This is a genomic window from Geojedonia litorea (assembly GCF_042654525.1).
Taxonomy (GTDB): Bacteria; Bacteroidota; Bacteroidia; order Flavobacteriales; family Flavobacteriaceae; genus Geojedonia; species Geojedonia litorea.
In genome coordinates this window covers 55478-69697 of the sequence record NZ_JBHSGP010000013.1, presented here as the reverse complement: position 1 = coordinate 69697, position 14220 = coordinate 55478, and the positions used below count along the sequence as shown (strand labels likewise).

The window sequence follows — 14220 nt, the reverse complement described above, 5'->3', positions numbered from 1 at the left end:
AACAAAATTACAATTAACACTAATTTTACTACAGACTATAACGTAAATGTTATGTTAAAATTGGATTAATAATTTAAATTTAAATAAAATTGTTACTTTTCAGTCATATTTACGAATGATTTGTATGAATTGGATGTTTCAGTTAATTTTTAAGTTGAAAAAGCTCGTTTTAAACATTGACATACTAGAAAATAAGTGATCTTCTTTATTGGATTCGACTTCTTATGAATACAGCATATATTAACAAAATTCTATAGTCTTTGTTGAATTCAATTTTTGTTTCTCTAATAATAAAATTACTTTAGCACAAAATATTCAAGTATGGCAGGAAATTCCTTTGGAAAATTATTTAAACTCACCACATTTGGTGAGTCTCATGGTATAGCAATAGGAGGTATAATTGACGGTTGCCCAGCAGGTTTAGAATTGGATTTTGAAGCCATTCAAAATGAATTAAATAGAAGAAAACCAGGGCAGTCCGAAATCGTAACACAACGTAAAGAACCTGATACCGTAGAGTTTTTATCGGGTATATTCGAAGGAAAAACAACCGGAACTCCAATTGGCTTCACTATTCATAATACCAACCAAAAGTCAAAGGATTATTCGCATATTAAGGACGTTTACCGACCTAGTCATGCCGATTATACCTATCAAAAAAAATATGGCCTTCGCGATTATCGTGGTGGCGGACGTAGCTCTGCTCGCGAAACAGCTAGTAGAGTAGTGGCCGGAGCAATAGCAAAACAACTTATAAACTCTATTAAAATCAATGCATTTACGTCTTCAGTTGGTGATATTTTTCTGGATAAACCCTATCAAGAATTAGATTTTACTAAAACCGAAGCTAATACTGTGCGTTGCCCAGATGATGAGCTCGCTAACAAAATGATAGATAAGATAAAGGAAATTAGAAAACAGGGTGAAACTATTGGAGGTACAGTAACCTGTGTTATCCAGAATGTACCAATCGGACTTGGAGAACCTGTTTTTGACAAATTACACGCCGAACTTGGTAAAGCTATGCTATCTATTAATGCCGTAAAAGGCTTTGAGTACGGGAGTGGTTTTTGCGGCGCCATGATGAAAGGAAGTGAGCATAACGACTTGTTTAATGAAGATGGCTCAACAAAAACTAACCTTTCAGGTGGAATCCAAGGCGGAATTTCAAATGGCATGGATATTTACTTTCGGGTAGCCTTTAAACCAGTTGCTACTATTATTCAAAAGCAAGATGCTTTAGATGCTTCAGGAGCCATTGTGGAGATGCAAGGTAAAGGACGCCATGATCCATGCGTTGTGCCAAGAGCCGTGCCAATAGTTGAGGCTATGGCAGCGTTGGTCATTGCAGATTACTATTTGCAGAATAAAATATATCAGTAGCTATTTCCCGCTTTTCGCTGTATCTTTTTACCTTGTAAAAAGGATGCCGCTACAATCGGGGCTATTATACATTAAAAACTCCTGTTTTAAAAGGGATATATATTAAACATATGAAAAAACTAGCATTACACTGGAAAATTATCATTGGAATGGTACTGGGTATCATTTGGGCTCTTCTTTCTAGCTTTATGGGATGGAGTTCATTTACCATCAATTGGATAGACCCATTCGGCACTATTTTCATTAACCTTTTAAAACTTATTGCCGTACCATTGGTGTTGTTCTCGATTATTAGTGGTGTAGCAAATATTGGGGACCCTAAAAGTTTGGGTAGAATGGGGGGAAAGACCTTACTGATTTACTTACTCACTACGGTAATGGCGATTTCATTAGGATTGCTTTTGGTAAACACCGTAAAGCCAGGCAAACTCATAGATAAACAAAGTCGAATAGATAATCGTATTAACTACGAAATATGGGCGTCTTCGCAAGGTTACGAGATTAAGGATGGTATCAATTACCTTAAGGACCCTGCTTACATGAAACGTGCTCAAGAAATAACAGAGCTAACTAAAAATGATTTAAAAGAGGTGTCTGTTGCCGATAAACTCGATAAGGCCAATAAACAAAAAGAAACCACTCCGCTGCAGCCTTTAGTGGATATTGTACCTGATAATTTCTTTTTCGCACTATCTAGTAATGGTCTAATGTTACAAATTATATTTTTTGCTATATTTTTTGGAGTCTGTTTACTTTTTATACCAAATGACAAATCTCAACCAGTAGTGACTTTAGTAGATAGTATAAATGAAGTCTTTCTTAAAATGGTTGATTTAGTCATGCAGGCTGCTCCATTCTTCGTGTTCGCTCTTTTAGCTGGTGTTGTAAGTAAAATGGCTGGAAATGACATTGGAAAAGTGGTCGAAATATTTAAAGGATTAAGTTGGTATTCGTTAACGGTTTTAGCTGGATTATTATTAATGATATTTTTAGCTTATCCTTCCATTTTAAAGGCCTTTGTTAAGAAAATTCCTTATGTAGGTTTTTTCAAAGCTATGGGGCCAGCACAAACTTTGGCGTTTTCAACATCGAGCAGTGCAGCTACATTACCAGTAACCATGGAATGTGTTGAACATAATCTTGGTGTAGATAAAAAAATTAGCAGTTTTGTATTGCCAATTGGGGCTACCGTCAATATGGATGGTACAAGTTTATATCAAGCTATAGCCGTTGTTTTTCTTGCTCAATTACACATGATCGATTTAACTATTGGACAACAATTAACGGTAGTTTTAACTACAACTTTAGCATCAATAGGTTCTGCAGCAGTTCCTAGTGCCGGATTGGTAATGCTTATTATCGTTTTGGATTCGGTAGGATTGAATCCAGCATGGATTGCCATTATATTTCCTGTTGACCGAATTTTAGACATGTTTAGAACGGTAGTTAATGTTACAGGAGATGCAACAGTATGTACGATTATTGCTGATGGTGAGAAGATGCTTAATTATCAAGAAGCAAAAGATCCTACAGAGACGTTTGAATTGGATTCTTAAACAATGAATACTACAATTAACAAACCACTGGTATCGGTTACATGGTTAGAGCAACATTTAGATGCTTCGAATCTTGTCATTTTAGATGCATCAATACCTAAAGTAACAGGTGATGATACAAATGACGCCAATGAGGTTCAAATTCCAAACGCACGTTTTTTTGATTTAAAAAATAAATTTAGTGATAACAGTGCGCCCTTTCCAACAACCTTTCCTTCATTAGACCAGTTTCAAAATGAAGCCAGAAAACTTGGCGTCTATAGTAACAGCGCAATTGTTATTTATGATGATAAAGGCATTTATTCTAGTCCAAGAGTATGGTGGTTATTCAAGGCGTTTGGGCATCACAATGTAGCTGTTCTTGATGGTGGTTTACCTGCTTGGACCACTGCAAAATATCCGGTTGAAGCTAAACATGATTCACCTACAACAAAAGGTGATTTTACTGCTAAATTACAACCTAACTTGATGAAGTTTTTTGATGATGTTAAAAAAGAATCGGTTGATGCTAAACACATCATAGTTGATGCACGATCTAGAGGCCGTTTTAATGGTACAGAACCAGAACCTCGAAAAGGACTGCGAAGCGGAACCATTCCGAATTCAAAAAATCTTCCTTTTGAAGAATTACTCAATAACGGAATATTTAAATCAGAAGCTGAATTACTGAACATTTTTAATACTGTGGCTAAAACTTCTGATCACATTACCTTTTCATGTGGCTCTGGAATTACTGCTTGCGTTTTGGCTTTGGGCGCAGAGTTAACTGGATATAATAATATTTCTGTGTATGATGGTTCATGGACAGAATGGGGGACTTTAGTAGAAGCATAACTATGGAACAAGTTAAGTGGACAAAAGATGAGTTAGTGGCATATATTCTGTTATTTGCAGCGCATTCAAATTTCACCGAATCTAATCACGAAAAGAATGTTATCATTTCTAAAGTTGATATGCAATCCTTTCAAAAAATCCATCACGAATTTGAAGGGGATAACGATTATCAAAGTATTCAAAAAATTATAAAAGGCCTTGATACTTACAACTATTCAAAGGATGATTTAAGCCTATTATTTGCAGATATCAAGCTATTATTCTTTGCTGATGGCGAATTCGATCTTTTAGAACAAAACATGTATAGAGGCTTAGAACGATTGCTGAATTCTGGAAAATAAATAGTTTATTTCACTTTAATACTCCTTATTATATTATTACAACTACTTATTTATCAGTATGTTAAATAATGTATTACACGGAGTATTTTTACAATTCGTTTGAGTTTAACAAATATTTACAGCCATACATCGATATTATTAAATAAGGCTTTGCCGTTTAACTATCTTTACTATATAAAATAATTTGCTATTAATCAATATAAATGCACTTATAATCATAAGTGATTTTTTTAGAGTTAAATTAGTTTTTAATTAGTTGTTAATTTATAAAAGCCCTGTCCAAGGGCTTTTTTAATTCAAGAATTTTGATTGTATTTCCGGTGTTGGTATCATACATTCATCACGCCTGCCATACCATTTATATCTGTTTTTGGCAATATAATCATATACCCAATTTCTAAGGAATGGCGGAACGATTAGAAAAAACGCCATTAAATTTCTTGGGTAGCCCAATTTTGAGGCAATTTTTAATGCTGCGGTAGATTTATAACTTAAGTCCATTTTATTTGACATAAGAAGTATCGAGTCTGTTTTTGTTTGATCTATTTTGAATTCCTTAATAAGTTGCTGTCCAATAGTACTTTGCAGTGCCGCAAACCTGAATGCATCCTTTTTATCGTGCTTAATTATGTACTGCACAGAAGCATTGCACAAATTGCAAACACCATCGAATAAAATAAGTTGTTTATATTTTGGAAGATTTATCATTTTTTTGATTCCACCAATTCTAACTGATCTATACTTACATTAGTCGTAAACATTCCATAATTAACAACAGCTTTATTTTTTTCAATTTTATCAATATTGCCAACAGCGCGTCCATCCTCCAAACGCACACGGTCCCCAACCTTTAAAGTTGGTTTAGGTTTTATAGGCTCTATCGCTTTAATTTTAGCGGCTTTTTTGTTTTTCCGTATAACTTCTACCTTTTTATCGGCTTCACGTTTTACCTTTGTTTCATGAGCTTTTGTTGCCTTTTTTTGTTTAGCTGAAACTTTTTTACGTTTAGAGTTTTCTATTTGAACTATTTTAAAGAATTCATTTAACAATTCACGCTTTTGTTTGTTTTCAAAATAGCTTTCTGCCAAATCATTAATCTTTTGCCCTAAATAAATTAATCGCTGATTGCTGTCGTACAACTCCTGATAACTTTCTAATTTCTTTTGAATTTTAGCATTGATTTCTTCAAGTTTATCAGCTTCTGACTGCTTTTTACGTTCGTTTAATTTTAAGGATTGCTCTGTTTTTTCAAGTTTTGAACGTTCCTTTTGTAATTTGGCTATAGTTGCATCAAATCTAACTTTGCCACGTTCAATTTTCTTTTTGGCTCTATTTATTAAACTATATGGAATTCCATTTTTTTGGGCAACTTCAAAAGTGAACGAACTACCTGCTTGCCCTAATACCAATTTGTAAATTGGTTCAAGACTCTTTTCATCAAACATCATATTAGCGTTTTGCATATATGGCAGTTCATTTGCTAAAATCTTTAAGTTAGAATAATGTGTGGTAATAATACCATAGGCTTCACGATGATAAAATTCTTCCAAAAAGGTTTCCGCCAAAGCCCCACCGAGTTCTGGATCACTTCCTGTTCCAAATTCATCTATAAGAAACAACGTGTTTTTATTACACTTTTTCAAAAAGTAGTTCATTTGTTTTAACCTATAACTATATGTGCTTAAATGATTTTCAATAGATTGATTATCACCTATATCACTTATAATTCGATCGAATAAACAAACTGTACTTCGCTCATGTACAGGAATTAATATGCCGCTTTGTAGCATCACCTGTAGCAGACCAATAGTTTTTAAAGTAATACTTTTACCGCCTGCATTGGGTCCAGAAATCACAATAATGCGTTGTTCTGGATGTAGAGTGATAGACTGCGGATAGGTTTTTAATTTTTGCTTTAGGTTGGAAGTTAATAGAAGTGGATGATAGGCATCCTTTACTTCATAGTGTTTGTCATCATTAATATTAGGCAAAAGGCCATTAATGGCTTGCGCATATTTTGATTTCGCATAAATAACATCGAGTTGGGTTAAAAATGATTGATAGTGTTTTAGCAAGTTTAAATACGGTCGTGTAAATTCTGTCAAAGACTTCAGAATTTTTGAAACCTCTTCTTGTTCCTCAAATTCCAAATTGTTGAGCTCCCTAGAATATTTAAATGTAGTTTCAGGCTGTATGTAAACAATGCTACCTGTTTTACTGCTACCAAGAATGTTTCCTTTCACTTTACGACGATACATGGCCTTCACTGCAAGAACACGTTTGTTCTCTAACACTGACTCTCTTATATCGTCTAAATAATCGAGTCCAATATAACTATGCAAAGCCGTAGCAAAGCTCTGATTGATTTTTCCTTTGGTTATATTGATGGTCTGACGAATATTAGTCAATTCTTGTGAAGCACTATCCTTTACATCTCCAAATCTATCTACAATTAAATTAATTTCATCGATTAGGACTGTTGTTACATTTAAATCACCTGTAAAAAGCAGTAAATTTGGATAATACTCTTCAAAAGATTTTAAGCTTTTCAAGATTTCATTAACAGTAACTGAAATAGAAACTATCTTTTTAAAACTGTGGGTTTCTAAACTTGAATTTTCAATCTTTAAAAGCTTTAATTCTTTTGTGATAGGTTCAAAACCATGGTTCGGAATTCGATTATCATTATCAAAAGAAGATAAATATTCATTGGTTAGTTGCAAATCATTAAATAACTGCTCTTTTAGTTTTATCGGTCGAATATTTTGAACTTCAGTTTTTCCCAGATCGGTTATGCAATACTCCGCAATTTGATCTAGAACGTCATAAAACTCTATATCCTGTAATGTTTTCTCGTGAATATTTATCATTTAGAAATCTCCTGAAACCTTAATGACAAAGGTAAATAATGATTTTTACTTTTAATGATGGCTGAAGATAAAATAGAATGTACTATTTTGCAATTCATGCAATAGTTTCTAGAAATTATATGGAGGTAAACATAAACGACAATTGGAAATCTAAATTGAAAGGTGAGTTTGAGAAACCGTACTTTGTACAATTAGCAAAATTTGTAAAGGAAGAATACTCAAAACACAAGTGCTACCCAAATGGGAAACAAATTTTTGCTGCTTTTGATTGGTGCTCATTTGATGATTTAAAGGTTGTAATTATTGGTCAAGATCCTTATCATGGAGAAGGACAAGCTAACGGTTTGTGTTTTTCGGTTAATGATGGCCTATCGCATCCACCTTCATTAATCAATATTTTTAAAGAAATACAAAGTGATATGGACTTACCTTATCCACAATCAGGTAATTTAGAACGATGGGCCAAACAAGGAGTTTTACTACTCAATGCAACATTAACAGTTAAAGCTAATAGTGCAGGAAGTCATCAAAATAAGGGTTGGGAACGTTTTACAGATCAGGTTATAAAAACAATTAGCGATCAAAAAAATAGTGTAGTATTCTTGCTTTGGGGAGGCTTCGCAAAACAAAAAGCAAAATTAATTAATAGTCAAAAACACCATCTACTTACTTCTGGACATCCATCGCCATTAAGTGCCAATAGAGGTTATTGGTTTGGAAATAAACACTTTAGTAAAACTAACTTCCTGTTGCAGCAAGCTGGGATGGAGGTAGTTGATTGGTCATAACAACACCCATATCTTTTTTTACAATGTGTGGTCGTTGGGTAACCTTTCTTTTAGGGGTTTTGTTACAACTAGTGAATAATAAAATAAAGTTAAGCGCAATTAAAACAGTAAGAATCAGGGTAATGGTCAAAATCATAAAACTAAATTTATGCCAATACTTTTGGCGTTTGGGTTAGGCCAAAAATAATAATTTTATTTAAAAATCCTTAAAAAAATCTTAAAAATATTCATTTCATCGATAAAATAACACATTTAAACACAATGATTTACAAGTTTAAAACTAAACTTTCATAAGCTATTTTTTGTGAAATAATGTCGAGATCAAGAAGTTTTTGCTGTACATTTTCAAGTGTGTTTTTGTTGATATTAGATTGCGACCATTCAGTTAGAGATAGCCATTCTTGTACATCTTCGAGTTTTTGATTGTATCTATTAGCAATGGTTTTGTCGATACTTGGGATTTCTTTAAATTCTAAAGTTGTGTTATTAATAATATTTAAAATAGTCTTAACATCATCGGCATGTTCGTTTAAAAAATCATTTCTTACTGCAATAACAAAACAAGGCCACGGAGTAGGGCAATTGCCAATTCTTCTAAAAGTCCCAGAATCAACTAAAGGTTTAGTGGTGAATTTTTCCCACATAAAATAATCGGCAGTTGCATTTGTTAACCCATCTACAGCGCCATCGAGATTATTAATAACTTCAAATTTTAAGTCTCTATTTAAGTTCCAATCATGATTTTGAGCATTGATATATGCCATGAGGTGTGAACCTGATCCAAAACGGCTTATCGCAGCTTTTGTTCCTTTTAATTCTTCAATAGACTGATACTCTGAATTTTTTGCGACATGGATTCCCCAAATTAATGGTGACTTCACAAAGGTTTGTACAATGGTGCTAGGATTTCCTTCAATGATATCTTTAACAATCCCTTCTGTAAGTATTACAGCCATATCGATACTTTCATCTCTCAAAGCTTGACACATATCGCCAGTACCGCCGTGATAATCACGCCATCTTAAATTAATTCCTTCCCTTTTATAAGCACCATCTTTTAAAGTAAGATACCAAGCCAAATTAAAATGTTCTGGTACACCTCCAATATTCACTATTTTCATTGTCCTACAATTTTTTTAAGAGTATAGTCAATCAAATCATTAACCACTTTTTGTGGGTTTGAACTAAATTCACCTGTTGATCTATTCGCTATTATGGCATTCAAAGAAATTGCTCTATGCCCTAAAAGTTGAGAAAGTCCATAAATACCAGCTGTTTCCATTTCAAGATTTGTGATCCTGTGACCATAGTAATCAAAACTTGCGAGTTTCTCATTAAGCTGATTGTCTTGAATAGCAAGACGCAAAACCCGACCTTGAGGACCATAAAACCCCACATTGGTTGCCGTAAAACCTTTTAAAGTCTGATTTGAATGAAATTTTTCATTGAGTTCCTGATTGCAGGAAACCACATAAGGTTTTGACTTTGACCTAGACCAATTAGTATGTTTAATCAAGGCCTCAGAAATATTTGAAATCTGAATGCCTTCACTGTCATAAAAATGCAATAAACTATCAAAGCCTACGGCCATTTCACTAATTAAAAAAGAGTCTACAGGGACATTAGTTTGAATAGATCCTGATGTACCAATTCTAATAATATCCAATGACGTAAGGCTACTTTTAAGCTCTCTGCTTTCAAAATCAATATTTATCAGAGCATCAAGTTCATTCAGAACGATATCGATATTATCAGTACCTATTCCTGTTGAAATTACCGTAATACGATGACCTTTATACGTTCCTGTTTGAGTATGAAATTCGCGTTTTTGAAGTCTAAATTCGATTTTGTCAAAATGTTGGGTTACTTGTTCAACTCTATCTGGATCACCTACAGTTATAATTGTTTTAGCTAGGTGCTCGGGTCGTAAATTGAGGTGATAAATACTTCCGTCAGGATTTAGTATAAGTTCTGAAGCTTTAATGGGCATTAATTACTGTTTTTACAAGTCTATTTTTTTCTTTACTAAATTGGAAATCGAGTCGGTTAACACCACCAAAAGGCATGTTGTCACCAATTTCAACAGCAAAATTATGCTGTGCGATTAAAGCTTCATGACCTTCTCTGTTTAATGTGATTTTTTCGTTTTCCTCATTATAAAATATAGACAATTTATCAATGATTCGGGATAACTGCACATCTCCAAAGCCATAATAGCCTTGATAATTAAGCGCATATCCTAATAAATGATGTTTCGATTTAATATGATTATCTTTAATGATCTTTAAAATATTTCCTTCTAAAATATTAAGTCCACTTTTTTGATCAGGAAACCGCTCCAAATGAGCTTTCAAGCAATTTGACAAATACTTAAAGGATGATTTTTTAGTTATGTAATGTTTAAAAAGGTTGTGATCTTTACCACAATAAGTTTTCCAGATGGTTTCTGCTAAATCAATATCTTCTGGCTTCAGCTTTATTTTTTTACGATAATGATGAAATAATTGGCTTGAACTTAATTCTGATAATCCTTTTAAGTTTTTTTCTCCGGTTATTCGGCCACTACACACCAAATATAGAGGAAGTTGAACTTTCTTTTGTTGAAGCAAACTAATAACGGCAACAAGATTGATATGGCAAAATAAATCATATTCAAACCATAAAACAACTTCGGAATAACCACTTAAGTTGTCTAAATCTCTTATTTCAGTGATGTATTCAGACTCGTTAATTTCGATATCGTAATAATCGTTTAGGAAGGTTTTACGTTTATTAATAAATGAATCGCTATCTATATTGGCTTCAGTGGGACCTTCACACAACATTTCCTGCCATGTTAAAAAGCCGCCTTCAATATTCAATTCTTTAAGATATTTGGTGAGGCTATTGCCATTAGTGATATGAAGCGACTTTTCTGCCATAATATTAACCTCCTACACGCTTAACATTAAACCCTTTTGCTTTTAATAATTGCATGATCTTGTCTCTGTAATCCCCTTGAATAATAATCTTATCATCTTTAAAGCTTCCGCCTACACTTAAAGTTTGCTTAAGTTCTTTAGCTAAAGCTTTAAAGTCATCTGTGGCTCCAGTATAACCTTCCAAAATGGTGATTGGTTTTCCTTTGCGCTTTTCATATTTACAAATAATGGGGTCATCCTGCATCCAAATGGCATCTTTTTCTTCGTTTACTTCTTCTGCCTCTTCAGAAATATAGTCGGGGAACAATTTTTTAAGCTGATCCTGCAAATCCATGGGTATTATTTTTTAATTAATCCTAAATCAACCAGTCGTTCATGCAAAAATTCACCAGCAGTTATATCTTCATATTGCTTTGGGTTTTCTTCATCAATGCAACTTTCTAACACATTTAATTTCATTTCACTAATTGGATGCATGAAAAACGGTATAGAATAGCGTGATGTTCCCCAGAGTTCTCTTGGAGGGTTTATTACTCTATGAATAGTCGATTTTAGCTTGTTATTGGTGTGTCTAGATAGCATGTCGCCAACGTTGATCATTAATTCATCTGGATCAGCAATCGCATCTATCCATTCTCCTTTATGGTTTTGAACTTGTAAGCCTCGCCCTTGTGCACCCATTAATAAAGTAATGAGGTTAATATCACCATGAGCTGCTGCTCGTACAGCTTCTTTGGGTTCTTCCAAAATAGGCGGATAATGGATAGGTCTTAATATTGAATTTCCATTGTGGATATATTTATCAAAATAGGTTTCTTCAAGATTTAAGTGTAATGCGAGTGCCCTTAATACGTATTTAGCCGTTTTTTCCAACATACGATACGCCTCTTTTCCAACTTCATTAAATTCAGGGAGTTCCTCAACAATAACATTAGCTGGATACTCGGCTTCTAATTTTGGATTGTTTTCTACGTATTGCCCAAAATGCCAAAACTCTTTCAGGTCGCCTTCTTTTTTGCCTTTAGCACTTTCTTTTCCAAAAGACACATAACCGCGTTGCCCTCCTATACCTGGTATTTCATATTTTTGTTTTACCTCAACAGGTAAATTAAAAAAATTTTTAACTTCACTATAGAGATCATCTACAAGCTGATCATCTAAAAAATGCCCCTTTAAGGCCACAAAACCTATTTCTTCATAGGCCTTGCCAATCTCATCTATAAATTTTTGCTTCTTAATTGGATCTCCAGAAATAAAATCATGAAGATTCACACTTGGTATTATATTCATTTTGTTTAACTTTTAAATCGAGGTTGAATATACAAATGTAGGGAAAAACATTGTTAAAATCTGAAAGTTCATTTGGTCTAAAAAAAGTTTAGAGTAGGTAATAGTATATCAATTTTATTTACATTTGAACTATCTTCATAAATTAGATATAATGTTGACTTCAATCAAAAAACATATGCTATTCGATAAAAAAGGGCTAGATAATCAAACACTTTTGAACCTCTATTCCAACATGCTAAAACCGCGGTTGATAGAGGAAAAAATGTTGATATTGTTACGTCAAGGTAAAGTTTCTAAATGGTTTTCTGGGATTGGTCAAGAAGCAATTTCTGTTGGTGTTACTATGGCACTTAAAAACGATGAATATATTTTACCTATGCATCGTAATTTAGGTGTGTTTACAACCAGAGATATTCCTTTAAATAGATTATTTGGTCAATGGCAAGGCAAAGCAAGCGGCTTCACCAAAGGTCGTGATCGTTCATTTCATTTTGGTACTCAAGACTACCATATAGTAGGTATGATTTCACATTTAGGTCCACAGCTTGGCGTTGCCGATGGAATTGCTTTGGCTAATATTTTAAACAATAAAAATGAAGTTACTGCAGTATTTACTGGTGAAGGAGGAACCAGTGAAGGTGATTTTCATGAAGCTTTAAATGTTGCTTCTGTTTGGCAATTACCAGTAATCTTTTGTATTGAAAATAACGGATATGGTCTTTCTACACCCACAAGTGAACAATATCATTGTAAAGATTTAGCTGATCGTGGTAAAGGCTACGGTATGGAAGCATTTGTACTAGATGGTAATGATATTATTGAAGTGTACACTAAAGTCAAAAAACTAGCTGAAAGTATAAGAAAACGTCCCAGACCAATTCTAATTGAATTTAAAACTTTCAGAATGCGAGGTCATGAGGAAGCAAGTGGCACCAAATACGTGCCAGAAAAACTGATGGCTGAATGGGAACTTAAAGATCCTTTAATAAGTTTTAAAAACTATTTGCTAAAAGAGAAGGTTTTAACTCCTGAAAAAGATCAAGCGCTGACTATAAAAATTAAGGAAGAAATTGATGTTGCCTTGGAGCAAGCTAATGCCGAACAGCCTATAATTCCTGATAGAAGCGTAGAATTAAGTGATGTTTATAAAACATTTGAATATCAGCACATTGAATCTAATTCTAAAGCCGAAGAAATACGTTTTATTGATGCCATTTCACAAGGCCTAAAACAATCTATGCAACAACACAAAAACCTTGTGATTATGGGGCAGGATATCGCGGAATATGGGGGTGTTTTCAAAATTACAGAAGGTTTTGTAAAGGAGTTTGGCAAAGAACGTGTTCGAAATACACCTATTTGTGAATCAGCAATTGTTGAAGCTGCTATGGGTTTGTCCATAGCAGGTATAAAATCTGTTGTTGAAATGCAATTTGCTGATTTTGTTAGTTCTGGTTTTAATCCTATTGTTAATTATTTAGCAAAATCCCATTACCGCTGGAATCAAAATGCAGATGTTGTTGTTCGAATGCCATGCGGAGGTGGGGTGGCAGCAGGCCCTTTTCATTCCCAAACTAATGAAGCCTGGTTTACTAAAACACCAGGATTAAAAGTGGTATATCCCGCTTTTCCGTATGATGCCAAAGGTTTATTGGCCACAGCCATTAACGATCCAAATCCTGTACTATATTTTGAACACAAAGCACTTTATAGAAGTATTAGGCAAGAAGTACCAATAGATTATTTTACTATTCCATTTGGAAAGGCTTCGCTTATCAAGGAAGGCAAAGATGTTACAATTATCACCTACGGTTCTGGAGTTCATTGGGCACTGGAAACACTTGCAAATAATGAAGATATTAAGGCCGATTTAATTGATTTAAGAACGCTTCAACCATTAGACACAGAATCAATTTATAATTCAGTTAAAAAAACAGGGAGAGCCATAATAGTACAGGAAGATTCTTTATTTGGAGGTATAGCCAGTGATATTTCAGCGTTGATTATGGAAGACTGTTTTGAATTTTTAGATGCTCCTGTAAAACGTGTTGCAAGTATGGAAACTCCTATTCCGTTTATAAATCAATTGGAACAGCAATATTTGGCGAAAGGACGATTTGAAGAAGAATTAAAAAATCTTATAGCTTATTAGTTCAAATAATTTCTAACCCATTTTATAATTCCCCAAAAAAATACTTTAACTTGCTATTCCTAACCATTTCTTTCTAGAAAGTTAA

General features: G+C 33.8%; 13 protein-coding genes. 6 read left to right on the top strand and 7 right to left on the bottom strand.

What is annotated here, in order from left to right; genetic code table 11:
• Nucleotides 1-321 precede the first annotated feature (321 nt).
• The 4 genes from aroC (at nt 322) to ACFO5O_RS07770 (ending at nt 4114) form a co-directional block, all read left to right on the top strand.
• Entirely contained in the window at nt 322-1383 is a 1062-nt protein-coding gene (gene aroC / locus ACFO5O_RS07785; protein ID WP_387962548.1) for a chorismate synthase, read from the top strand.
• 110 nt (nt 1384-1493) lie between these two features.
• The gene (locus ACFO5O_RS07780; protein ID WP_387962546.1) at nt 1494-2939 is read left to right on the top strand and encodes a dicarboxylate/amino acid:cation symporter; all 1446 of its coding nucleotides are present in this window, start codon (nt 1494-1496) and stop codon (nt 2937-2939) included.
• A gap of 3 nt (nt 2940-2942) precedes the next feature.
• The gene (locus ACFO5O_RS07775; protein WP_387962544.1) at nt 2943-3773 is read left to right on the top strand and encodes a sulfurtransferase; all 831 of its coding nucleotides are present in this window, start codon (nt 2943-2945) and stop codon (nt 3771-3773) included.
• Between the two features lie 2 nt (nt 3774-3775).
• Nucleotides 3776-4114, top strand: coding sequence for a hypothetical protein (locus ACFO5O_RS07770; RefSeq protein WP_387962543.1), 339 nt, complete (start codon nt 3776-3778; stop codon nt 4112-4114).
• 291 nt (nt 4115-4405) lie between these two features.
• On the opposite strand, the gene ACFO5O_RS07765 is transcribed toward ACFO5O_RS07770, so the two are convergent.
• Complete coding sequence (locus ACFO5O_RS07765) at nt 4406-4822, bottom strand: thiol-disulfide oxidoreductase DCC family protein (protein WP_387962541.1); 417 nt, start codon at nt 4820-4822, stop codon at nt 4406-4408.
• Nucleotides 4819-6984: an endonuclease MutS2 gene (locus ACFO5O_RS07760; protein WP_387962540.1), complete on the bottom strand. Its 2166-nt coding sequence runs from the start codon at nt 6982-6984 to the stop codon at nt 4819-4821. Before ACFO5O_RS07760 ends, ACFO5O_RS07765 begins: the two co-directional genes overlap by 4 nt.
• A gap of 119 nt (nt 6985-7103) precedes the next feature.
• Between ACFO5O_RS07760 and ACFO5O_RS07755 the strand changes: the two genes are divergently transcribed.
• A complete protein-coding gene (locus tag ACFO5O_RS07755) occupies nt 7104-7772 on the top strand; it encodes a uracil-DNA glycosylase (RefSeq protein WP_387962660.1) in 669 nt (222 codons plus the stop codon).
• 266 nt (nt 7773-8038) lie between these two features.
• On the opposite strand, the gene ACFO5O_RS07750 is transcribed toward ACFO5O_RS07755, so the two are convergent.
• From ACFO5O_RS07750 to ACFO5O_RS07730, 5 genes are read right to left on the bottom strand one after another with little or no spacing between them, the layout of a single operon-like run.
• Nucleotides 8039-8893: a substrate-binding domain-containing protein gene (locus ACFO5O_RS07750; protein ID WP_387962538.1), complete on the bottom strand. Its 855-nt coding sequence runs from the start codon at nt 8891-8893 to the stop codon at nt 8039-8041.
• Nucleotides 8890-9762 (bottom strand): nucleoside phosphorylase, encoded by an 873-nt coding sequence (locus ACFO5O_RS07745; RefSeq protein ID WP_387962536.1) that lies wholly within the window; start codon nt 9760-9762, stop codon nt 8890-8892. The genes ACFO5O_RS07750 and ACFO5O_RS07745 overlap by 4 nt, the downstream gene beginning before the upstream one ends.
• Entirely contained in the window at nt 9752-10693 is a 942-nt protein-coding gene (locus tag ACFO5O_RS07740; RefSeq protein ID WP_387962534.1) for a DUF1835 domain-containing protein, read from the bottom strand. The genes ACFO5O_RS07745 and ACFO5O_RS07740 overlap by 11 nt, the downstream gene beginning before the upstream one ends.
• 4 nt (nt 10694-10697) lie before the next feature.
• A complete protein-coding gene (locus ACFO5O_RS07735) occupies nt 10698-11027 on the bottom strand; it encodes a translation initiation factor (protein WP_387962532.1) in 330 nt (109 codons plus the stop codon).
• 5 nt (nt 11028-11032) lie between these two features.
• The gene (locus ACFO5O_RS07730) at nt 11033-11983 is read right to left on the bottom strand and encodes an isopenicillin N synthase family dioxygenase (protein WP_387962531.1); all 951 of its coding nucleotides are present in this window, start codon (nt 11981-11983) and stop codon (nt 11033-11035) included.
• A 175-nt stretch (nt 11984-12158) separates the two neighbouring features.
• Here ACFO5O_RS07730 and ACFO5O_RS07725 point away from each other — a divergent pair, with 175 nt between their 5' ends.
• Nucleotides 12159-14135, top strand: coding sequence for an alpha-ketoacid dehydrogenase subunit alpha/beta (locus tag ACFO5O_RS07725; RefSeq protein ID WP_387962529.1), 1977 nt, complete (start codon nt 12159-12161; stop codon nt 14133-14135).
• The last annotated feature ends 85 nt before the right edge of the window (nt 14136-14220 follow it).